We start from the raw sequence: 18,251 nt of genomic DNA, 5'->3' as shown, positions 1-18,251 counted from the left end.
GCCAGCCGTGGACTCCCAGAGTAGTGCCGGCTGCTCCAAGTGACGGCCGAAAAGCACGACTTGCCCGATTGCCGCCGTCGCGGGCGGACGCGAGCCCCGCTGTCAGCCCGTCCGCCCACGCATCGCTCAGACAGACATCGCTCACGCACGAGCCCGGAAATGAAGCAGCGCCCGAGCCGACCAAAGCCGACCCGGGCGCTACGTAGCAGGTCAGAGGGTGTTTCCCTCTGCCCGCTCCTGGTAGACCGTGTGGGACTCGAACCCACAACCAATGGATTAAAAGTCCACTGCTCTGCCAATTGAGCTAACGGTCCGTGCGGACGCACCCCCCGAGCATAGCCGCAGAGGCCCAGTCGTCCGATCGGGTATCGCCTCCTTGGCCCGTCGCGCGTTCCGCGACGGGCCGGCGGAGGCCGCCGCGCGCTCAGGGATCGGCCGGTTCCGGCCCCCCGCTCCTGGCCGCCTCGCGGGCCGCCGTGCGCTCGTGGTCCGGGTTGAGGAACCAGTGCCTGGCCGATGCGAACCACCAGGTCGCGGCGAATCCAAGGACGACGAGGACCGCGATCGGGGCGTAGTTGAAGGTCCCCCAGGTGACCGGCGAGACCTGCGGCAGCATGAAGAGCACCGTGATCACGCCGACCCAGACCACCGCGACGATGCCGATCGGGCGTGACCAGCGGCCCAGGTGCCAGGGCCCGCGTTCGAATCCGTCGCCCTTGCGCAGCCGCAGGAGGGTCGGGATGACGTAGGCGATGTAGAGCCCGATGACGGCGATGGACGTCACCGCCGCGTACGCCGTGACGTTGATCAGATACGGCAGTCCGAGGACGAGCGCGCCGAGCGCCGCGAGCCAGACCGCCGCGACGGGCGTGCGCGTACGCGGGTTGACCGAGTGCCAGATGTGCGAGAACGGCAGCGCTCCGTCCCGCGAGAAGGCGTAGATCATGCGGGAGTTGGCGGTCACGGAGGCCATGCCGCAGAAGAGCTGCGCGCCGATGACGACCAGCAGGAGCAGCTTGCCCGCGGTCGCTCCGAGCGCGTCGAGAAGAATCTGGGCGGGCGGCGCCCCCGTCGCCGACTCGCGGGCCCCGTCGTACGACTGGATGGCGAACGTGAAGCCCAGGAGCAGCACGAAGCCGGCGATCCAGGACGTCCAGATGGACCGGACGATGCCTTTGGGTCCGGCGGTCGACGCGTCGTGGGTCTCCTCGGTCATATGGGCGGAGGCGTCGTACCCGGTGAAGGTGTACTGAGCCATCAGCAGCCCGATGAGCACGACGTACACCCCACTCCCCCACCCCGTGTTGTTGACGAACTCGGTGAAGACGAAGGACGCCGACTGATGCGAGTCGGGCGAGAAGGCGAGCGCCCCGACGATCACGGCGACCCCGAGGACGTGCCACCACACGCTGACGCTGTTGAGCAGCCCGACGATGCGCACACCGAAGGTGTTGAGCAGGCCGTGGAGTACGAGGATCGCGGCGAAGAGCAGGATGGTCCGCTCCTCGGTGACCTGGAAGTCGAACTGCAGATTGAGATACGCGCCGAGGAAGGAGGCAGCGCCGAAGTCGATCCCCGCGGTGACGGCGACCTGCCCGAGCACGTTGAACCACCCCGTGAACCACGCCCAGGCCGCGGCCGTGCGGGTGGGCGCGAGCCGGTGCGCCCAGAAGTAGAGCCCGGCGGAGGTCGGATAGGCGGAACAGATCTCCGCCATGGCGAGCCCCACGAACAGCGTCATGAGCCCGACCCCGACCCACCCCCAGGTGATCAGGGCGGGCCCGCCGGTGTTCATGCCGAACAGATACATGGTGAGGCAGCCGGACAGGACCGAGATGATCGTGAAGGAGACCGCGTAGTTGGAGAACGCGGACATACGACGCGCCAGAACCTGGGTGTAGCCGAGCTGAGCGAGGCGCTCCTCGTCGGAGCCCGAGCCGGTCGTGGGCACCGCTGGTGGTGGTGACTGCTTCCGCTCTCTGGGGTCACTTGTCATGCCCCCAGCGATTCCCTCGCCGGGGGCACGACATGCGCCATCGCTGACCGAAAGGTGCCTGCGCTCAGGCCGACGTGCCTGCCGCTCAGGCCGACGTGCCTCCCGCGCGCAGTACCGTCACTTGCTGCTCGGTGAGCGCTCCCGCGTACGCGTGCACATCGTCGACGGCGCCGTGCAGATACTCGCCCCAGCCGTCCGCCGACGAAGCCCGTCCGACCTGCAGTCCGCCCGCGGCACGCCAGCTGTGACGGAACGGCGCCTTCGCCGACAGGTGCCCGTCGACGTACAGCAGGACCTCGTCGGCGCCGGCGTCGTACACCACCGCCACGTGATGGGGCTCGCCGCTCGACGCCCAGTCGTTGTCCGCCGTCAGCTTCGTCGTCTCCGCTCCGGCCCGGTCCTCATGGGCCAGAGTCAGCTCCCAGCTCTGCTGCTCCGGCGTATAACGCAGCGATGCAAGGCTGTTGTGCTCGCCCGGCAGCGACAGAACCGTCATCGTGCGGCCCTCGGCGGCCGGGTCCAGCTGCACATGTGCCGCCAGCGAGAAGCTGTCGTCCGTGTCGACGACCGGGCCGTCCGTCGCCGCGAAGTCACCCTCGCCGTCGAGCTTCAGGTGCCCCGCACCCACCATCGGTATCTCTCCGGGAGCGCACTCCGGATCCAGGGAACAGTCGCTGTCGTCACGATGGATACGGGCGTCCCCGCCCAGCCTCATCGGCTGCCGGCCGTCGCGCTCGGGGCTGGCTCCGGCGCTCACCTCGTCGAACTGCCAGTGCCCCTCCCGTACGGCCGCGTGCTTCCCCAGCTCCGCGGCTTCCGCGGGGACGACCACCCGGTCCCACACCCGTACGTCGGCGATCCGACCGTCCCAGTGCCTGCCCTGGCCGCCTTCGCCGAGCGCCCGGCCGATCTGCAGGCCTCCGGAACCGCCGGATGCCGCGACGTCCTCCGCCGTGCCGACGAGGCGGCCGTTCACATAGAGGCGCGCCGTCCGCTCCACCGGGTCGTACACCCCCGTCAGGTGCGCCCACTCCCCGCTCTCGGGCAGACCGCCCTGTGCCCGTACCGCGGTGCCACCGCTCAGCGCGAACGACCAGGTGCCCGCGGCATCCGCCCCGAGCGCGAACGCGGGCGCCCCGTCACCGTCCTGGCTCACTGCCACCATGTCCCGGTCCGCCTGCCCCGGAAGCACCCAGGCGCTGACCGCGAACGCCCCTCCGGTGTCCACGGCGGGAGCACCCGACGCCAGATACGCGTCGTCCGAACCGCCGAGCCGCACCGCGGACTTCACGTCCGTACGGGACGGCCCCTCGGCGCCGAAGACCACGGACCCGCCGGCTTCGGCGGGCCTGCCACCCGCATCGGCCTCGGCCCTGGGCGAACCAGCCGGGTCGGCGAGCTTCCAGCGGGCGACGGGCGTACGGCCGCTCGCCACCCGGAACTGGTACGTGGCGGGATCGCTCGCGTTGCCCGCTCGGTCGATCGCCTGGACGTGCAGCTGCGAAACGCCGGACGACTCCGGCATCCAGCGCAGGTCCACCGGGCCTCCCGGCTCCTTCGGCCTTGCCGTCTGCTGCTTCTTCCCGTTGAAGTCGTAGAGGTACGCCACGGTGTCGTCCGCCGAGGAGTCGACCCTGAACGTGCCGTACGAGCCCACGCCGTCGTGCCAGGACGCATCGTCGCCGGGATACTCCGATGACGAAACGGACGGCTTCGCGGGCTGCTCGTCGTCGTACACGAACCCGCACATGCCCTGGCCGCCGTCAGAGCTCCACGGCCCCCACGCCGTACCGTCGAAGCCCCGCACACGCCAGTCCACGTCGGCGAACGCCGGCACCTCCGCCGGGACACTCCAACGCGCCTCACTGCCACTCGATCTGGACGACGTCCGAGCCGAGCGCACCTGTCTCTCCCCCGCCCCGTCCCGCCAGGAGACCTCGAACTCCGCTGAGACCGACTGGGCATCCGGATCACGGAGCACCGCGCTCAGCTGCGGCCGGGTGCGCACGTACGGTCTCTCGGTCCCGCTCACGCACTCCTTGCCCCCTGTCGAGAGCTCCGACAGCGCAGGCTGGTCCGGCGGCCTGTTCTCTGCCGCAGCCGCCGCCCACGGCGTGGCGACGACGGCCGATGACGCGAGCGCGACTGCCACCACGCTGCGTACGAAGGCATGACGAATCACGGGGTCCCCTCCCTTTGGGCCCGGCTCCCCACCGGACCACCGCTTCGATCAAGCCTGAAGGTAACAGCCCGTACTGACATCGATACGCTCGCGGAACCCGTGCACGACGAAGGGCCCGCACGGCAACAAGCCGTGCGGGCCCTTCGTTCAGTTCAGCCGGTCGGACCGGCGTCGACGTCAGCCGTTGCGCTTCCAGCGCGGCTTGTCGTCGCGGCGGCCGAAGGAGCCGGTGCCCGTGCCGGAGCGGTCGCGGTTGAACGCCGGGCGGTCGTGGCCACCGGAGCGGGCGCCGCCGGAGGGGCGGTCGTCACGGCGGTCACGGTTGAACGGGCGGTCGCTGCCACGGTGGCCGCCCGACGGGCGGTCGTCGCGACGGAAGCTCGAACCACCGCGGTTGTCGTCACGGCGGTCGCCACCACGGAAGCCGCCACGGTCGCCGCCCGAGGGACGGTCGTCACGACGGAAGCCGGAGCCACCGCGGTCGTTGCGGTCACGGTTGAAGCCGCCGCCCGAGGGACGGTCGTCACGGCGGAAGCCGGAGCCACCGCCACGGCTGTCGTTGCCGCGGTCGCGGTTGAAGCCGCCACCCTCGCGACGGTCGCCGCCACGGAAGCCGGAGCCACCGCCGCGGTTGTCGTCACGGCGGAAGCCGGAGCCACCGCCACGGCTGTCGTTGCCGCGGTCACGGTTGAAACCGCCGCCACCCTCACGGCGGTCGCCGCCACGGAAGCCGGAGCCACCGCGGTCGTCACGACGCTCGAAGGAACGGCCACCGCGGTCGTCACGGCGCTCACGCTCGTAGTTGCCGCGCTCGTCGCGCTGCGGGCGGCGCTCCTCGCGGGCGGCCGGGGCGGCGGACTGCTCCGGGACGGAGACAGCGGCCTCGATCTCGGCCTCGGCGGCGGCGGTGGCCTCGGCGACCGCGGTCTCCGGGTCCTCGCCACGCTCGCGGGCGGCACGCGCGGTGAGGCGCGAGGCCTCCTCGCGCAGCTCCGTCGCGCGGCGGGTGGCGCGCTCCAGCTCCTTGGTGAGCTCCTTGACCTCACGCTCGGCCTGGGTCGCGGCGTTACCCGCGGAGTCGGCCTGCACCTCGGTCATCGAACGGGCGCCGGTGATCTCGGCGACCTCCGGGTCGAAGGTGCCGCCGCCGTTGATGATGTGACGCGTGGCGTCGACGCCCGCGTCCTCCATCAGGCGGAAGATCTGGCGGCGCTGGTGCGGCAGGGAGAGGGAGACCACGGTGCCGCTGCGGCCGGCGCGGGCCGTACGACCCGAGCGGTGCAGGTAGTCCTTGTGGTCGCCGGCCGGGTCCACGTTCAGGACCAGGTCGATGCCGTCGACGTGGATGCCGCGCGCGGCGACGTCCGTGGCGACGAGGGCGTTGACGTAGCCCTTCTTGAAGTCCTCAAGAACGCGCGTACGGGCGCCCTGCGTCATGCCGCCGTGCAGCGCGTCGGCCTTCACACCGGACTCGCAGAGCTGCTCGGCGATGCGGTCCGCGCCCAGCTGGGTGCGGACGAAGATGATCGTGCGGCCCTTGCGCGAGGCGATGGCGGCCGTGACGGGCGCCTTGTCGCGGGGCTTCACGATCAGGATGTGGTGGGTCATGGTCGTGACGTTGCCCTGGGCGCTGTCGACCTCGTGCGTGACCGGGCTGTTCAGGTAGCGCTTGACCAGCGTGGAGATCTCGTTCTCCATCGTGGCCGAGAACAACATCCGCTGGCCGCCGGACGGAACCTGGTCGAGCAGCTCGGTGACCTCGGGCAGGAAGCCCAGGTCGGACATCTGGTCGGCCTCGTCGAGCACCGCGATCTGGGTGTTCTCAAGCGAGCAGGCGCCGCGGCTGATGATGTCGCGCAGACGGCCCGGGGTCGCGACGAGGATGTCGACGCCGCGCTCGAGGGCGTAGATCTGGTTGCCCATGGACGTACCGCCGCAGACGACCTTCATCTTCAGGCCGAGCACGTCGCCGTACGGCTGGAGCGCGTCCGCGACCTGCATCGCGAGCTCACGCGTCGGGGTCAGGATGACGCCGCGGGGCTTCTTCTTCTCGGTGCGGCCCTCGGAGGCCAGCGTCGCCAGCATCGGCAGACCGAAGGAGAGGGTCTTGCCGGAGCCGGTGCGGCCACGGCCGAGGATGTCCTTGCCGGCCAGGGCGTCCGGGATGGTCGCGGCCTGGATCGGGAAGGGGGAGGTCACGCCGTTCTGGGCGAGCTTGCGGACGATGCCCTCGGGGAGACCGAGGTCACCGAAGGTGGGGCCGGCCGGAGCGTCTTCGGCGGCCTCGTCGGCCGCCTCGGCCTCGACGACCTGCTCGGCGGCTTCCACGACGTCGGCTGCCTGGACGGCCTCGACGACCTCGACCGCGTCGACGGTGGGCTCCACCGTCAGCTCGTCGGTCGTCTCGTTCTCGGGCAGGACGGCGTGGTCAGAATGAGAAATGGACATGCGAAATGCGAAACCTTCCGGAGTCTCGGCACGCGCCCGTCAACTCCGTGATTTCGCAATGGACCGCCTCTATGCGGTCAGCCACGGCAAGGGAGAGTACGCGCCACGCGGCGCTCTTCTTTTTCGGCGCCGGGCAAATGGGATCAAACGATCTACCACCATACGCACCCAACCCCCCAGAAGGCAAACCGCACCCTCCGGGGCACCTTCGATTCCACCCCGCACAGCTCGCCTCACCTGCGACGAAGCGGGTTTCGGACAGGGCGGCAGAACCCGTCCCAACCCCGCCCTAAGCGGGCCCGGCCTCCGGTGAAGGCTCCCGCGACCTGAGCCCCTCCGACCGCTCCCCCAGCTGCGTGTCCTGCTTCGGGGGCTCATGCGCCGAGGACGAGGGCTCCGGAGTGGGCTCGGGAGTCGGCGTCGGGGTCGGCTTCGGGGGATCGGGCGTCGGCGTGGGGCGCGGCGCGTCGGGCTTCGTACGCGTGGGCGCGGGCCGCCCGTCCTGCGTCGGCGAGGCGGGGGCGTCGCCGCCCCCGGTCGAGGACGCCGAGGCCTGGGCGGCACCGGAACCGGAGCCACCGCGCCCGCCCGAGCCCCCCTTGCCCGGACTCTTCCCCTTGCCGCCCTTGCCGCGCTTGCCGCCCTTCCCGTCGTCACGGTCGCCACCGCGGCCACGTCCCGAACCGGCGCCCGGCGTGACGCTCCCGCCGTCCGGAGCGGCCGCCGCGCTGCGCTCGCCCGCGGACCGCGCGGGCCCAGGCTCACCGCCCCCGTCGTCGCCGATGCTCATGCAGCCCGCGGTCGCCATGACGGCCACTGCCGCCGCGGCCCACCGGACAGGAACGTACAACTGGCGCACGGCCGAGCACCTCCGAGGCGCTGAGAAGCGGGGACGCCCTACCCAACTCCCTTGCCCCGCAAGAGGACACGGACCGGCGCACGGCCCGTGGCGCCGGCCGTCAGCCGTATCCCAGGGCGTGCAGGCGGTCGTCGTCGATCCCGAAGTGATGTGCGACTTCGTGCACCACGGTGATCTCGGTCTCCGCGACCACGTCCTCGCGCGACTCGCACATGCGCAGCGTCGGCCCCCGGTAGATGGTGATCCGGTCGGGCAGCACCCCCGCGTACCACTCGCCCCGGTCCGTCAGGGGAGTCCCCTCGTAGAGCCCGAGCAGCTCCGGGTCCTCGGCCGGCGGTTCGTCCTCCACGAACACCGCCACGTTGTCCATCAACCGCGTCAACTCGGGAGGAATCCGGTCAAGCGCCTCGGCGACCAGTTCCTCGAACTCTTCCCGCGTCATCTCCAGCACACCCCCATTGTCAGCCACGGCCCCGCATAGCCACCCGTCCCCATGGGCATACGGCCCCAATGGTCCGGCTTCGCGACTTCCGTGCGCCCGCCGCCCTCGTACGCCACTACCGATCCCGCCACCCTCGTCCGGTCGGCGAACTCGTCAGCCCTCCGCATCCCTACGGCCGCGCCATGGGCCTGGTCGCGGTCGTCCTGTTCGGCGCCTGGCTCGGCCTGCTGATCGTCGGCAGCGTGCACGCGCCGGTGGGCCCGATGGACACGCGGATGACGCTGCGCCCCTCGCTCACCGGCGGCACGAAGATCGACGTCTCCCCGCTGGGCGCCCTCGAACTGCGCTCGCACATCGCCCCCATCCGCCTCGACGTGGACGTGGACCGCCTGGACCCGGTCCGCTCCCAGGCCCTGGTCGACCACCCCGAGCGCCTCTCGGGCCTCCAGGACGAGGTGGCGAAGGACGTCGGGCACGGCACGCTCGACCTGGCCGTACGCTCCTGCGCGGCCGTCGTCGCGGGCGCCACGGCGCTCGGCCTCGCGGTCTACCGGCGCCCGCGCCGGGCCCTTGCGGCGGGCGGCCTCGCCCTCGCCCTGCTCGCCGCGTCGGGCACGGCGGCGTACGCGACGTGGAACCCGAAGTCGGTCCTGGAGCCGAAGTTCTCCGGCCTCCTCAGCAGCGCGCCGTCGGTGGTCGGCAACGCCCGCAGCATCGTGAGCGAATTCGACGTGTACCAGCAGGAGTTGGCGCGCCTGGTCACCAACGTGACGAAGCTGTACGACGTGACGTCGACGCTCCCCGCGTACCAGCCCGACCCATCCACGATCCGTGTCCTGCACGTCTCGGACATCCACCTCAACCCGGCGAGCTGGAAGATCATCTCCTCGCTCGTCGAGCAGTACGACATCAACGTCATCGTCGACTCCGGCGACACGATGGACCACGGAAGCGCCGCCGAGAACGCCTTCCTGGACCCGATCGAGGACCTCGGAGCCCCGTACGTGTGGGTCCGCGGCAACCACGACTCCCACACCACCCAGCGCTACCTCCAGCGCATGAAGAACGTCCACGTCCTGGACGAGGGCAGGGCCGTGTCGGTCGCGGGCCTGCGGTTCGCCGGGACGGGCGATCCGCAGTACACCCCGGACCGCTCGGTGGCGGCGGAGGGCAAGCCCGCCGAGGAGATGGCGGGCATCCGGCTCGCCTCGGCCCTGCGCGACCAGCAGGCGGCCGGCACCCCCGTCGACGTCGCCGTCGCGCACAACCCCGACGCCGCGCGCGAGACGGACGGCGAGGTGCCGCTCGTCCTCGCGGGACATGTGCACCACTCGGAGATGGAGGTCATGGACCGCGGGACCCGCCTGCGCATCGAGGGGTCGACGGGCGGCAGCGGGCTGCGGGCGGTGGAGGGCAAGTACCCCGACCCGGTCGAGACGTCGGTCCTCTACCTGGACCGCGACACCCGGCGCCTCCAGGCCTGGGACGAGATCAAACTGGGCGGCCTCGGACTGACGAAGGCGGAGGTCAGCCGCCATCTGCCGAAGGAGAACCAGCCCGGAGCGACGCCCTCGCCGGCCCCGCCCGGCCGCTCGCCGGGGAGCGGTTCACCGGCCCCCCGATAACCGTTTTGGCGATAGCTCCCCGCATCCCATATGCTTCTCACGTCCCCGACGCGCTGCAAAGCGCCCAGGTGGGCCCTTAGCCCTCATCGTCTAGTGGCCCAGGACGCCGCCCTTTCAAGGCGGTAGCACGGGTTCGAATCCCGTTGGGGGCACGCAACACCTTGTGCGAGACTAGTGCTCGCACAACGCTTGGTCCTGTGGAGCAGTTTGGAGTGCTCGCCACCCTGTCAAGGTGGAGGCCGCGGGTTCAAATCCCGTCAGGACCGCTTGCGATTCCGCTCGCGGATCGCGTGGCTGGGTAGCTCAGTTGGTACGAGCGATCGCCTGAAAAGCGATAGGTCGCCGGTTCGATCCCGGCCCCAGCCACCTCTTCGAAGGCCCCGTCCGGTGGACGGGGCCTTCGCCGTTCCCGAAGAGCCACCCCGAAGAGCCACCCCGGAGGGTCACCCCGCCGGGGCCGCCGCATGGGCCGCGGGCTTGTCGCGGCCTCCCGGGTGCCGGTGGCGCCACACCCAGAACACCGTGGACGCCAGCAGCGCCCACCCCGCGAGCACCAGGAACGGGAACGCGTGCTGGTGGCCGCCGAAGTACACCGCCGTGTGCTGCGCGTTCACCGATGCTCCCGGCGGCAGCCACCTCCCGATGTGGCCGAGCACCGACGGAAGCAGGGGCCAGGACACCGCGCCGCCCGACGACGGGTTGCCGAGCAGGACCATCAGGCCCCACGTCGGGATCATCGCCCAGCGCCCGAACAAGGTGTTGAACATCGTGAAGACCATCCCCGACGCGAACATCGTCAGCGCCAGGATCAGCCACGACTCGACGAACGGCAGATCCACCGCCCCCAGCCACCAGTCCACCACCGCCGCGATCACGAACCCGCCGAGCAGCGCGTAGAGGATGGTGAAGGCGATCCGTTCCGCCGGGTTCAGACCCCGCGCGTGCACGCTCAGTTGGATCGCCCCGACGAAGCCGATGATCACCGCGGCCAGCGAGATGTAGAAGATCGCGAGGCCCCGCGGGTCGCCCTCCTGGAGGGGCTTGATGTCCTTCACGGTCACCGGCACCCCCACCTTCTTCCCCACCTTCGGCGCCGTCTCCGCCAGGACCTGCGCGACCGAGGCGCCCGACGCACCCGAGACGTCGAACGTCACCCTGTCACCGGACTTCACCGCGAGGATCGCGAAGACCTTCTGCTCCTCCACGCCGTTCCGCGCCGCGGCGACACTGTCGTACTCGTGCAGTTCGAGGGAGGCGTTCAGCGCCTTCTCCATGCCGTCGAGGAACGCCTTGCCCCGCGTGGCCTCCTGGGCGCCGACCACCGCGGTGGGGATGCGGTGCGGGGTCGGGTTCGCCATGGAGTACGTGTACGAACCCGCGAAGAGGCCCGCGGCCGCCGCCAGGATGAACACGAGGACGACCGCGGGCAGGAAGGGCGACTCCTTGAACGCCGACCACCGCTCACGCCCGGTGGGAGCCCTTCCGTGAGCGCCGTGAGCTCCATGCCGGTGGACTTCGTGGTCAAGCTCGTCTGACATGCAAACCAGGCTAAAACACCTGAAACAGACTCACCCCTGCTCGGCCTCGACCGGCCCACGCGCCCGCCTCCGCCACGCCCGCACCGCGAACCCCACACCCACCAGCGCCACCACACCCACCAGCAGCACCGAGTCCGGCACGGCCCGGCCCACGTTCCCGGCCCACCGCTCCACGGCGAACGAGTCGTCCACGTCGAGCAGACCCGGCAGCGCGGTGGTCCCGTCGTACGCGAGGAAGAGGGCACCCAGGGCCACGAAGAAGAGGCCCGACAGGAGCGAGGTCGTGTGCAGTTCGAAGCGGCCGATACGGAAGGCACGCCCCCGCAGCCACCTCCGCCGCCCCAGGTCGAACCGCTCCCAGAGCAGCGCGAGGACGAACAGCGGGACGGCCATCCCCAGCGCGTAGACGGCGAGCAGCAGGCCGCCGTAGACGGGGCTTCCGCTCACCGCCGCCACGGTCAGGACGCTGCCGAGGATCGGCCCCGCGCAGAAGCCCGCGAGCCCGTACACCGCACCCAGCGCGTACACGGAGACCGCGGTCGTCGGCCGGATGCGGCCCGAGAGCTCGGCCATCTTCCGCGAGGCGAACCCCATGCCCACCACCTGGAGCACACCGAGCGCGATGATCAGCCACCCGGCGACGAGCACCAGCTGGTCCCGGTGCCCGAAGAAGAACCGCCCGGCGACCGAGCCCGCCGCGCCCAGCGGCACGAGGGTCGTCGCGAGACCGGCGTAGAAGATGCCGGTGCGCGCGAGCAGCCGTGAGGTCGAGTCGATCGAGTACGCGAAGAAGGCGGGGAGGAGGAGGGCGCTGCACGGGCTGATCAAGGCGAGGAGACCGCCCAGGAACGCCGCGAAGTACCCGACGTCGGCGGTCACTTGTCCCCCGCCTTGCCCTCGGCCGCGGCCGCCTGCTCGATCGCCTGGTCGAAGACCTCGTCCGGCTGTGCGCCGGAGATGGGCCGCCCGTTGACCAGGAAGGACGGGGTCGACGTGGCGCCGAGGCCGTACGCCTCCTCCTGGTCCTTCTTCACCGCCGCCTTGGCGGCGGCGCTGCCCGCGTCCTCCGTGAAGCGGCCGATGTCCTTGACCCCGGCCTGCTTGGCGAGCTCCTTCAGGCGGTCGCCCCCGAAGCCCTTCTCCTTGGACCCCTCGGCGTAGGCCGCCGCGTGGAACTGCCAGAAGCGTCCCTGCTGCCCCGCGGCCCAGGCGCCGCGCGCGGCGGACTCGGAGTCGGCCCCGAAGATGGGGAAGTTGCGCCACTCGATGCGCAGGGTGCCGTCCTCGACGTACTTCTTCACGAGGCCCGGCTCGGTGTCGCGGGCGAACTTCCCGCAGTAGCCGCACTTGAAGTCGGCGTACTCGATGAGCACGACCGGCGCGTCCTTGCGCCCCTGGGCGAGGGCGTCCTTGCCGTCGCGCCGGGCGAGCTTGGCCAGCTCCGGGTAGACCCCGGCCTGCGGGTCGGCGGAGACGTCCGCGGGGGACTCCTCCTTCGCGGTGACGGAGGAGGGCTCGTCGGACCTGGTGGCGCTGTAGGAAGCGGCGCCGAGCAGCAGGGCGGCGACGGCCACGCCCGCTCCGATGGCGATGTTCTTCTTTTTGTTGTTGTTCTTGGGCATCAGGGAGTTCTCTCTCGTTCCTGCACGTGATGTGTACGTCGTTGAAGGGCCCCGGACAGGGGCCTCTACACGCGCAGGATCGAGAGGTCTATGGGCGAGGGCGGCGTGAGCGGCGGCGGCCCGCGCTCCGGCGTCAGGGACGGCACCGTCTGCCCGAGGTCCCACGCGCCGGACGCGGCATGGGCCTGATGCAGGGCGGGCAGCAGCTCGTACGCCGAACTGGAGCGCGGCGGGGCGGCGGGGGCCTGACCCGCGTCCTGCTGGCCGCCCTTGCCGCAGCCGGGCGCCCCCGCGGACGCCTCGACCTGCACCGACACGGTGGGCTTCGCCACGGGTTCCGCGGCCGTCGCGGGCGCGCAGAACCCCCCGAGCACGACGAGCAGTACCCCCAGCAAGGGGCACCACGACAGACGCGCACGGGACAACATGCCCGGAATCGTACGTCCCCGGGCACCTCGCCGAAGAAGCCCAGGCGCCCCGCCGGAGAAATCGGTTCGCCACCTCCGAGCGGCGGGTGAGATCCTGGACGCCGTATGTCTACGCAGCCTGCCCTCACCCTCGACGCCCTCGCCCCGCGCCTGTCCGAGCTGTCGCTGCGCGACGAGCACCGGATCGGACGCCGGCTCGAGGGTGCGCGCCGGATCCGCAAGCCCGATGCCCGAGCCGCCGTCCTCGCCGAGATCGCGGCGGACGTCGACAAGGCCGCGGCGCGGATGGCCGAGCGGGGCAGCCGTCTGCCCAAGATCACGTATCCGCCGGAACTGCCGGTCAGCCAGAAGAAGGACGACATCGCCGAGGCGATCCGCGACCACCAGGTCGTGATCGTCGCGGGCGAGACGGGCTCCGGCAAGACGACGCAGATCCCCAAGATCTGCATGGAGCTCGGCCGTGGCGTCCGCGGCATGATCGGCCATACGCAGCCGCGCCGTATCGCTGCCCGCACGGTGGCCGAGCGCGTGGCCGACGAGCTGAACACCCCGCTCGGCGAGGCCGTCGGCTGGAAGGTCCGCTTCACGGACCAGGTCAACCCGGACGGCACGTTCGTGAAGCTGATGACGGACGGCATCCTGCTGGCCGAGATCCAGACGGACCGCGAGCTGCGCGCGTACGACACGATCATCATCGATGAGGCCCACGAGCGGTCCCTGAACATCGACTTCCTGCTCGGCTATCTCGCCCAGCTGCTGCCCAAGCGCCCGGACCTGAAGGTCGTCATCACCTCGGCGACCATCGACCCGGAGCGGTTCTCCCGGCACTTCGGGGACGCCCCGATCGTCGAGGTCAGCGGCCGTACGTATCCGGTCGAGGTGCGCTATCGCCCGCTCCTGGAGGAGGACGCGGAGGACAGCGACCGCGACCAGATCACCGCGATCACGGACGCCGTCGAGGAGCTCCAGGGCGAGGGCAAGGGCGACATCCTCGTCTTCCTCTCCGGAGAGCGCGAGATCCGGGACACGGCGGACGCGCTGAACAAGAAGAACTACAAGTTCACCGAGGTCCTCCCCCTCTACGCCCGCCTCTCGCACGCCGAGCAGCACCGCGTCTTCCAGCAGCACACGGGCCGCAGGATCGTTCTCGCGACGAACGTCGCCGAGACCTCCCTCACCGTCCCGGGCATCAAGTACGTCATCGACCCCGGCACGGCCCGCATCTCCCGCTACAGCCACCGTACGAAGGTGCAGCGGCTGCCCATCGAGGCGATCAGCCAGGCCAGCGCCAACCAGCGCAAGGGCCGCTGCGGCCGTACGTCGGACGGCATCTGCATCCGGCTGTACTCGGAGGAGGACTTCACCGCCCGCCCCGAGTTCACCGACGCGGAGATCCTCCGTACGAACCTGGCGAGCGTCATCCTGCAGATGACCGCGGCCGGTCTCGGCGACATCGAGAAGTTCCCCTTCATCGACCCGCCGGACCACCGCAACATCCGCGACGGTGTCCAACTCCTCCAGGAACTGGGCGCCCTGGACCCGACGCAGAAGGACCCGAAGAAGCGCCTCACCCCGGAGGGCCGCAAGCTGGCCCAGCTGCCGGTGGACCCGCGCCTGGCCCGCATGGTCCTCGAGGCCGACAAGAACGGCTGCGTGCGCGAGGTCATGGTGATCGCCGCCGCGCTCTCCATCCAGGACCCGCGCGAGCGCCCCGCCGAGAAGCAGACGCAGGCCGACCAGCAGCACGCGCGCTTCAAGGACGAGACGTCCGACTTCCTGGCCTTCCTCAACATGTGGCGGTACATCCGCGAGCAGCAAAAAGAGCGCGGCTCGTCCTCGTTCCGCCGGATGTGCAAGGCGGAGTACCTGAACTTCCTGCGGATCCGCGAGTGGCAGGACATCTACACCCAGCTGCGTACGGTCGCCAAGCAGATGGGCATCCACGTCAACGAGGACGATGCCCCCGAGCAGCAGGTGCACATCTCCCTGCTCGCCGGGCTCCTCTCCCACATCGGGATGAAGGACGTGAAGGAGGGCGCGAAGAACGAGTATCTGGGCGCCCGGTCCGCCAAGTTCGCGGTCTTCCCCGGCTCGGCGCTCTTCAAGAAGCCCCCGCGCTTCATCATGTCCGCGGAGTTGGTGGAGACCTCGCGCCTCTGGGCCCGCGTGAACGCGAAGATCGAGCCGGAGTGGGTCGAGCCGCTCGCCCAGCATCTGCTCAAGCGCACGTACAGCGAGCCGCACTGGGAGAAGGACGCGGCGGCCGTGATGGCGTACGAGAAGGTCACGCTGTACGGCGTCCCGATCATCGCCCAGCGCAAGGTGAACTACGGGCGGATCGACGCCGAGGTCTCCCGCGACCTGTTCATCCGCAACGCCCTCGTGGAGGGCGACTGGCGCACGCACCACAAGTTCTTCGCCGCCAACCGCCGCCTCCTGACCGAGGTGGAGGAGCTTGAGCACCGCGCGAGGCGCCGCGACATCCTCGTCGACGACGAGACGCTCTTCGACTTCTACGACCAGCGGGTGCCGGAAGACGTCGTCTCCGGGGCGCACTTCGACTCCTGGTGGAAGAAGAAGCAGCGCGAGGAGCCGGAGCTGCTCGACTTCGAGCGCTCGATGCTCATCAACGAACGTGCCGGCGACGTGTCGAAGGACGACTATCCCGATACGTGGCGTCAGGGCGCGCTCAAGTTCAAGGTGACGTACCAGTTCGAGCCGGGCGCGGACGCGGACGGCGTCACGGTGCACGTGCCGCTCCAGGTCCTGAACCAGGTCACCTCGGACGGCTTCGACTGGCAGATCCCGGGCCTGCGCGAGGAGGTCGTGATCGAGCTGATCCGCTCCCTGCCCAAGCCGGTCCGCAGGCACTACGTCCCCGCGCCCAACTACGCGAAGGCGTTCCTCGACCGCGCCGTGCCGCTCCAGGAACCACTGCACGTGACGCTGGCGCGGGAGCTCCAGCGGATGGTCGGCGTCCCCGTCTCACCGGACGACTTCGACCTCACGCGCGTACCTGACCACCTGAAGATCACCTTCCGGATCACCGACGAGCGGCGCAAGAAGCTCGCCGAGGACAAGGACCTGGAGGCGCTGAAGCTCCAGCTCCGCCCGAAGGCCCGCAAGGCCCTCTCCCAGGCGGCCGCCGCGACCGCCGAGCGCAGTGGCGGCGCGGCCGTCGAGCGATCCGGCCTCACGGACTGGACGATCGGCACCCTCAGCCGTGTCTTCGAGACGCGTCGCGCGGGCCAGCCGGTGAGGGCGTACCCGGCGCTCGTGGACGACGGCTCCGAAGCGAACACCGTCTCCGTACGCCTCTTCGACACCGAGGCGGAGCAGCAGCAGGCGATGTGGAAGGGCACGCGCCGCCTCATCCTGCGCAACATCCCGGTGAATCCGGCCAAGTTCGCCTCGGACAAGCTGACCAACGCCCAGAAGATCGCCCTGTCCGCGAACCCGCACGGCTCCATCCAGGCGCTCTTCGCCGACTGCGCGATGGCGGCCGCGGACAAACTGATCGGCGACTTCGGCGGTCCCGCCTGGGACGAGGAGTCGTACCGCAAGCTGTACGAGAAGGTGCGCGCCGAGATCGTCGACACGACGGTCCGCACGGTGAGCCAGGTCCAGCAGGTCCTCGCCGCCTGGCAGGCCTGCGAGCGCCGCCTGAAGTCGACGAAGAGCCCGACGCTGCTGCCCAACCTCACGGACGTACGGGCGCAGTTGGACGCCCTCATCGGCCCCGGCTTCGTCACGGCCACGGGGATCCGCCGCCTGGCGGACCTGATGCGCTACATGGTCGCCGCCGGCCGCCGGCTCCAGCAGATGCCGACGAACGTCCAGCGGGACACCTCGCGCATGGAGAAGGTCCAGGAGATGCAGGACGAGTACGCCTGGCTCCTGGAACAGCTGCCGCAGGGCCGCCCCGTCCCCCAGGAGGTCCTGGACATCCGGTGGATGCTGGAGGAGCTCCGGGTCAGCTACTTCGCGCACGCGCTCGGCACGGCGTACCCCGTCTCGGACAAGCGGATCGTGAAGGCGATCGACGCGGCCGCACCGTGATCACCCGTGCACCCTGGGTGAGTTCGACCGCCGGGCCTGCGCTGCTGTAGAGTCCTGTCTCGCAGCGCAACGCGCAATCGGCGCCGCAAAGCAAGGTCCTGTGGAGCAGTTTGGAGTGCTCGCCACCCTGTCAAGGTGGAGGCCGCGGGTTCAAATCCCGTCAGGACCGCAGTAGACGATGGGCCGTATCCCTCAGGGATGCGGCCCATCGTCGTTCCCGCATCTTGACTGCGTCACATTCCGCCGGTACCTAGACAACAGGGAACGGGGGCGGGACCCGCTCCCCAGCGGGAGGTGGCGTATGACTGCTTCAGCGGCGTCCGCACGGCACGAGATACGCGCTCTGCTGCGCGCCCACCTCTCCGCGGCGACCAGCTATCGCCACGTGACCCGGCACTGCCCGATCTGCCACCGGCTGGAGCGGCTCGCCCTGGAGACCTCGTCCGCCGCCCCTGCCGCCTCTGACGCCCCTGACGCCCAGGGCGGCTGTGAGGGCGGCTGCGAGGGCGGCTGCGAGCCGGACGAGGACGAAAGTCCCCCGAACGCGTGACCAAAGCCGACCCGCGACCCCCCTCCGCGATGGGAGGCTGAACTCCTGGGCGGAGAAGGCGATTCGAGCGGCTCCACTAGCCCAGAGGCATCGAGGGCAACAAGAGTCACGGCGTGTGATGGGTGTCACCGAAGGAGTTTTGGAAACCCCGGAACTTACACCCGTCCTACAACAGGTCAATTTAATATGTGCAATTGCACCACCCGGAGAGGGCTCCGCCCAGCACCCGGGCGGCCTCCCTCCAGCCGGCCCAGCGGCGGCGCGACGGCACTCCTCAGAGACCAACAAGCCCGCTCACAGCGGCGCTCACCAGCACCTCTCGGGCGCACAAAAAAGATCGCGCTGGACCCGGCGGAGTCCAGCGCGATCGAAACGACTCACCCATGAGGCTCAGGCGTGGGACCCGTTGGGGCGGGACCCGCGTCGTGTGTAGCTAGAGGTCGGACGGTGCGGACGGGTTGGGGGACCCGACAGCGGTCGTACTCTTCGTCCGAGTGCTGCG

12 protein-coding genes and 5 tRNA genes are annotated in these 18,251 nt (G+C 70.3%); 7 read left to right on the top strand and 10 right to left on the bottom strand.

What is annotated here, in order from left to right:
- Positions 1–238: 238 nt before the first annotated feature.
- The 6 genes from ACWGI2_RS27930 to ACWGI2_RS27905 all read right to left on the bottom strand — a co-directional run bounded on the left by ACWGI2_RS27930 (position 239) and on the right by ACWGI2_RS27905 (position 7,936).
- Positions 239–314: transfer RNA gene (locus ACWGI2_RS27930), tRNA-Lys, on the bottom strand.
- Positions 315–424: 110 nt separating this feature from the next.
- Positions 425–1,996 carry an amino acid permease gene (locus ACWGI2_RS27925; protein ID WP_453698259.1) on the bottom strand — a complete coding sequence of 524 codons (1,572 nt, stop codon included), beginning with the start codon at positions 1,994–1,996 and terminating at the stop codon, positions 425–427.
- Between the two features lie 85 nt (positions 1,997–2,081).
- Positions 2,082–4,178: a LamG-like jellyroll fold domain-containing protein gene (locus tag ACWGI2_RS27920; RefSeq protein WP_453698258.1), complete on the bottom strand. Its 2,097-nt coding sequence runs from the start codon at positions 4,176–4,178 to the stop codon at positions 2,082–2,084.
- Positions 4,179–4,355: 177 nt separating this feature from the next.
- Positions 4,356–6,626: a DEAD/DEAH box helicase gene (locus ACWGI2_RS27915; protein WP_453698257.1), complete on the bottom strand. Its 2,271-nt coding sequence runs from the start codon at positions 6,624–6,626 to the stop codon at positions 4,356–4,358.
- Between the two features lie 289 nt (positions 6,627–6,915).
- Positions 6,916–7,485, bottom strand: coding sequence for a hypothetical protein (locus ACWGI2_RS27910; protein WP_453698256.1), 570 nt, complete (start codon positions 7,483–7,485; stop codon positions 6,916–6,918).
- A 100-nt stretch (positions 7,486–7,585) separates the two neighbouring features.
- A complete protein-coding gene (locus ACWGI2_RS27905; protein WP_336605824.1) occupies positions 7,586–7,936 on the bottom strand; it encodes a metallopeptidase family protein in 351 nt (116 codons plus the stop codon).
- A gap of 59 nt (positions 7,937–7,995) precedes the next feature.
- On the opposite strand from ACWGI2_RS27905, the gene ACWGI2_RS27900 reads away from it, so the two are divergent.
- The 4 genes from ACWGI2_RS27900 to ACWGI2_RS27885 all read left to right on the top strand — a co-directional run bounded on the left by ACWGI2_RS27900 (position 7,996) and on the right by ACWGI2_RS27885 (position 9,918).
- The gene (locus tag ACWGI2_RS27900) at positions 7,996–9,552 is read left to right on the top strand and encodes a metallophosphoesterase family protein (RefSeq protein WP_453698255.1); all 1,557 of its coding nucleotides are present in this window, start codon (positions 7,996–7,998) and stop codon (positions 9,550–9,552) included.
- A 79-nt stretch (positions 9,553–9,631) separates the two neighbouring features.
- Positions 9,632–9,704: transfer RNA gene (locus ACWGI2_RS27895), tRNA-Glu, on the top strand.
- 39 nt (positions 9,705–9,743) lie between these two features.
- Positions 9,744–9,818, top strand: a tRNA-Asp gene (locus ACWGI2_RS27890).
- Between the two features lie 26 nt (positions 9,819–9,844).
- Positions 9,845–9,918, top strand: a tRNA-Phe gene (locus tag ACWGI2_RS27885).
- Positions 9,919–9,995: 77 nt separating this feature from the next.
- Here the strand turns inward: ACWGI2_RS27885 and ACWGI2_RS27880 are convergent.
- The 4 genes from ACWGI2_RS27880 to ACWGI2_RS27865 form a co-directional block, all read right to left on the bottom strand.
- On the bottom strand, positions 9,996–11,090 hold the full coding sequence (locus tag ACWGI2_RS27880; RefSeq protein WP_453396563.1) for an ABC transporter permease: 1,095 nt from the start codon (positions 11,088–11,090) through the stop codon (positions 9,996–9,998).
- A gap of 30 nt (positions 11,091–11,120) precedes the next feature.
- Positions 11,121–11,969: a cytochrome c biogenesis CcdA family protein gene (locus ACWGI2_RS27875; protein WP_453396564.1), complete on the bottom strand. Its 849-nt coding sequence runs from the start codon at positions 11,967–11,969 to the stop codon at positions 11,121–11,123.
- The gene (locus ACWGI2_RS27870) at positions 11,966–12,712 is read right to left on the bottom strand and encodes a DsbA family protein (protein WP_453698254.1); all 747 of its coding nucleotides are present in this window, start codon (positions 12,710–12,712) and stop codon (positions 11,966–11,968) included. The genes ACWGI2_RS27875 and ACWGI2_RS27870 overlap by 4 nt, the downstream gene beginning before the upstream one ends.
- A gap of 65 nt (positions 12,713–12,777) precedes the next feature.
- Entirely contained in the window at positions 12,778–13,140 is a 363-nt protein-coding gene (locus ACWGI2_RS27865) for a hypothetical protein (protein WP_453698253.1), read from the bottom strand.
- A 105-nt stretch (positions 13,141–13,245) separates the two neighbouring features.
- Between ACWGI2_RS27865 and hrpA the strand changes: the two genes are divergently transcribed.
- From hrpA to ACWGI2_RS27850, 3 genes are all read left to right on the top strand, one after another.
- The gene (gene hrpA, locus ACWGI2_RS27860; protein ID WP_453698252.1) at positions 13,246–17,199 is read left to right on the top strand and encodes an ATP-dependent RNA helicase HrpA; all 3,954 of its coding nucleotides are present in this window, start codon (positions 13,246–13,248) and stop codon (positions 17,197–17,199) included.
- Positions 17,200–17,293: 94 nt separating this feature from the next.
- Positions 17,294–17,368: transfer RNA gene (locus ACWGI2_RS27855), tRNA-Asp, on the top strand.
- Positions 17,369–17,500: 132 nt separating this feature from the next.
- The gene (locus ACWGI2_RS27850) at positions 17,501–17,749 is read left to right on the top strand and encodes a DUF6274 family protein (RefSeq protein WP_453698250.1); all 249 of its coding nucleotides are present in this window, start codon (positions 17,501–17,503) and stop codon (positions 17,747–17,749) included.
- Positions 17,750–18,251: the final 502 nt, after the last annotated feature.

It is taken from the genome of Streptomyces sp. NPDC054866, assembly GCF_053610745.1.
The sequence above is the reverse complement of the archived record's forward strand: the minus strand, read 5'-3'. Positions and strand labels throughout refer to the sequence as shown.

Bases quoted from the DNA above. Each gene is read 5' to 3' on its own strand.
- ACWGI2_RS27865 (WP_453698253.1), bottom strand. From the start codon at position 13,140: ATGTTGTCCCGTGCGCGTCTGTCGTGGTGCCCCTTGCTGGGGGTACTG.
- ACWGI2_RS27900 (WP_453698255.1), top strand. From the start codon at position 7,996: ATGGTCCGGCTTCGCGACTTCCGTGCGCCCGCCGCCCTCGTACGCCAC.
- ACWGI2_RS27880 (WP_453396563.1), bottom strand. From the start codon at position 11,090: ATGTCAGACGAGCTTGACCACGAAGTCCACCGGCATGGAGCTCACGGC.
- ACWGI2_RS27915 (WP_453698257.1), bottom strand. From the start codon at position 6,626: ATGTCCATTTCTCATTCTGACCACGCCGTCCTGCCCGAGAACGAGACG.
- ACWGI2_RS27925 (WP_453698259.1), bottom strand. From the start codon at position 1,996: ATGACAAGTGACCCCAGAGAGCGGAAGCAGTCACCACCACCAGCGGTG.
- ACWGI2_RS27870 (WP_453698254.1), bottom strand. From the start codon at position 12,712: ATGCCCAAGAACAACAACAAAAAGAAGAACATCGCCATCGGAGCGGGC.
- hrpA (WP_453698252.1), top strand. From the start codon at position 13,246: ATGTCTACGCAGCCTGCCCTCACCCTCGACGCCCTCGCCCCGCGCCTG.
- ACWGI2_RS27850 (WP_453698250.1), top strand. From the start codon at position 17,501: ATGACTGCTTCAGCGGCGTCCGCACGGCACGAGATACGCGCTCTGCTG.